The following is a 3515-nucleotide window of genomic DNA, read 5'->3' on the forward strand; positions in this document are numbered from 1 at the left end:
CCTTCCCGCTCGCCTGGGCGCTGCGCGGCTGGCTGGACCGGCTGGTCGGCGGGGTCGGGCTGCGCCGCGGCCGACGGGACGCCGAGCGGCTGCGGGTGGGCGACTCGCTGGACTTCTGGCGGGTCGAGGAGATCGATCCCGGCCATCTGCTGCGTCTGCGTGCCGAGATGCGGCTGCCGGGTCTGGCGTGGCTGGAGATGTCCGCCGAGCCGGACGGGAACGGCCGCAGCCGGTACCGCCAGCGCGCCCTGTTCCATCCGCACGGGCTGCTCGGCCACGCCTACTGGTGGAGCGTGTCGCCGTTCCACGCCGTCGTGTTCGGGGGCATGGCCCGCAACATCGCCCGGGCCGCAGCGCGGGCTCCGCTCTCCCCCGCGGGGGAAGGGGCACCCGCCCGTTGACGCCCGCATCCAACGGGCCCGCCGGGCCGGAAAGTCCTCACTGTCCGCCCCCTTCCTCCCGGAGCAGTTTTCATGAACGTCTCGGTCGTCCTGTTCACCTCCGACCTGCGCCTGCACGACCACCCGCCGCTGCGGGCCGCCCTGGAGGGCCGGCGCCGGGCCGTGCCGCTCTTCGTCCGCGACACGGCGGTGGAGAGGTCCGCATTCGCGGCGCCCAACCGGCTGGCGTTCCTCGCCGACTGCCTGCGCGACCTGGACGCGGGGCTGCGCGAGCGCGGCGGGCGGCTCGTCGTGCGGTCCGGTGACGTGGTGGACGAGGTGTGCAAGGTGGCCGCCGAGGCGGACGCCGACGAGGTGCACATGGCGGCCGACTTCAGCGCCTACGCGCGGCGCCGGGAGGAGCGGCTGCGCAGCGCCCTGGAGGCCGAGGGGCGCCGGCTGCTGGTGCACGACGCGGTGACCACGGCGATCGCGCCCGGGGCGGTGACCCCGGCCTCCTCCGACCACTTCGCGGTGTTCACGCCGTACTTCCGCCAGTGGTCGCAGCAGTGGCTGCGGGAACCTGTCGGCGCGCCCCGCACGGTACGGGTCCCGGACGGCGTCGGATCCGAGGAGCTCCCCGCTCGGGCGGCGGTCGCGGGGGTGTCCGAGGGGCTGGCACCCGGCGGCGAGGTGGCGGGCAGGAAGCGGCTCACCGCCTGGCTGCGCGCCGGTGTCGCCTCGTACGGGGACCGCCACGACGACCTGGCCGGGGACGCGACGTCACGGCTCTCGCCGCACCTGCACTTCGGCACGCTCTCCCCGGTCGAGCTGGTCGGGCGGGCACGGCAGGCGGGCGGTCCGGGCGCCGACGCGTTCGTACGGCAGCTCGCCTGGCGCGACTTCCACCGCCAGGTCCTGGCGGCACGGCCGCAGTCGGCCACCGCCGACTACCGTACGAAGCACGACCGCTGGCGGTCGGAACGGACGGCCCGTGCGGACATCGAGGCGTGGCGGGAGGGCCGTACCGGCTATCCGGTCGTCGACGCCGCCATGCGCCAGCTGCTGCACGAGGGCTGGATGCACAACCGCGGCCGGCTGCTGTCGGCGAGCTTCCTGGCCAAGACGCTGTACGTGGACTGGCGCGTGGGCGCCCGGCACTTCCTGGAACTGCTGGTGGACGGGGACATCGCCAACAACCAGCTCAACTGGCAGTGGATGGCCGGGACGGGCACGGACACGCGCCCCAACCGCGTCCTGAATCCGGTCACCCAGGGCAAGCGCCACGACCCCGACGGCGCCTACGTCCGGCGGTGGGTGCCCGAACTGGCGGACGTCGCGGGCCCCGTGGTGCACGAGCCGTGGAAACTCCAGGGCCTGGACCGGGCCGCGCTGGACTATCCGGACCCGATCGTGGACCTGTCCGACGGTCTGGCCCGTTTCAGACGCGCCCGCGGGCACGACTGACCCGCTCGGGCTGACCCCCGGGCGCGCCTGATCCGCCGGGCGCGCCTGATCCGCTTGATCCGCGGGTGCGGCCGAGGAGACGGCGGGCGAGGAGACGGCGGGCGACGTCAGGGCCGTCGGGTGAGGTCGCGCAGCACCTCGCGGGCGGCTCGCGCCCCCGAGGCCAGCGCGCCCTGCACGGAGCCGGTGGCCCGGTGGTCACCGCACACGTACCGGCCCGGGGCCACGCGCGCCGGGCGGCTCAGCGGCTGCGGCGGCGGCATGGCGGGCAGCGCGTCCGGGATCGTACGGACCGTCAGGGTCGCCCAGCCGCCGGTGTCGGTGCCGTACAGCTCGGCAAGCGTGTCGCGCACCGCGCCCGTCCGTTCGCCGCTGTCCGCACCGAGGACCGAGGTGGCCACCAGCGCGGTGCCGGGCGGCGCGTGGCCGGGTACGACGTCGCTGATCACACAGGTGTTGAGCACACGCCGCCGCGAGTCGACCAGCAGCGTCGGTTCGCGCAGCGGCGACCGCGGGGCCACGTGGTAGTACGTCGTCACGGTCCGGCCGGCGGGGACGCGGAGGCCGGGCAGCAGCGTCGCGGCCGGTCCGGGGCCGGTCGCGACCACGACTGCGCGGGCGGGCAGCGGCGCGCCGTCGGCGGTCTCGGCGCCGTCGTCCGTGAGCCGTGCCACGGGCGTCTCCAGTCGTACGGTGCCTGGCGGGAGCGCCGCGGCCAGGGCGCGCGGCACGGCCGCGATGCCGTCGGAGGGCAGACACAGGCTGCCGCGCAGCATGCTGCGCCAGACGAGGTGGAAGAAGCGGCTGGAGGTCTCGAGTCCGTCCTCCAGGAAGACGCCCGAAAGAAAGGGCCGGAAGAAGCGTTCGACGAACTCGTCGGAGAATCCGGCGGCCGCCAGCGCGGTGCGGGTGGTGCGGTCCTCGGAGCGCTTCACCCACGCGACCGGCGCCAGCAGGTCCCGGCCCGACAGGGCGCCCAGGGCCAGCAGGTCGCGCGGGCCCGCGAGCCGGCCCGGCAGCAGGTCGGGCAGCGAGCGAGGGCGCCGCGTGGGGTCGCTGAACCGCAGCCTGCCCTCGTCGGTGTGCACCAGGACGCCCGGGGTGAACGGCCGCAGCCGCAGCTCGCGGAACGCGAGGCGTCGTGCCGCCTGCGGGTAGGACGTGTTGAAGACCTGGAAGCCCCGGTCGACGACGAAGCCCTCCACCCGGTCGGAGCGCATCCGGCCGCCGACCTCGTCGTCCGCCTCGACGACACGCACGTCCAGGCCCGCCGCGAGCAGGTCTCGGGCGCAGGCGAGACCGGCGACGCCGGCCCCGACCACCAGGACGTCTCCGACGGCCGCGGTCGTGGACACGGTGACCAACCCCTTTCCGGTGCCGCCCCCGGCTTCCGTCTGATCCCCTCCGCGTGACTCTTCTGCCTCTCTGCCTCTTTCCGGTCGCACCGGGCCGGCGGATGCGCCGGCGGACGGATCAGCGCGGCTCGTCGGCCGGCCCGGCGCCCCGGGCTCCGGCCAGGGTGTCGAGCGCGTCCCGCAGCCCGGTCGGGCGCAGCATGCCGCGGGCCGGCCTGGCGGGGGCCGCCGGGGGGGCCCGCGCGAACACGTGCTGGCGGGGGGGCCCCGAGAGACCCCCCCCGCCGGGGGGGGCGCGGTGGGGGGCCGGGCG

General features: G+C 76.0%; 3 protein-coding genes and 1 pseudogene. 2 read left to right on the plus strand and 2 right to left on the minus strand.

Going from position 1 to position 3515, the window contains the following annotated elements; genetic code table 11:
- On the plus strand, positions 1-401 hold a 401-nt coding region (locus tag ACFW2E_RS42665; protein ID WP_384476304.1), incomplete at its 5' end, for a DUF2867 domain-containing protein.
- A 72-nt stretch (positions 402-473) separates the two neighbouring features.
- Entirely contained in the window at positions 474-1847 is a 1374-nt protein-coding gene (locus ACFW2E_RS42670) for a cryptochrome/photolyase family protein (RefSeq protein WP_384476307.1), read from the plus strand.
- A gap of 107 nt (positions 1848-1954) precedes the next feature.
- On the opposite strand, the gene ACFW2E_RS42675 is transcribed toward ACFW2E_RS42670, so the two are convergent.
- Both ACFW2E_RS42675 and ACFW2E_RS42680 read right to left on the minus strand, forming a co-directional pair.
- A complete protein-coding gene (locus ACFW2E_RS42675; RefSeq protein WP_384476310.1) occupies positions 1955-3202 on the minus strand; it encodes an NAD(P)/FAD-dependent oxidoreductase in 1248 nt (415 codons plus the stop codon).
- Positions 3203-3320: 118 nt separating this feature from the next.
- Positions 3321-3515, minus strand: a pseudogene (locus ACFW2E_RS42680) (hypothetical protein); the annotation flags it as partial.

The sequence above is a fragment of the Streptomyces sp. NPDC058964 genome, from assembly GCF_042741275.1.
Lineage (GTDB): Bacteria > Actinomycetota > Actinomycetes > Streptomycetales > Streptomycetaceae > Streptomyces.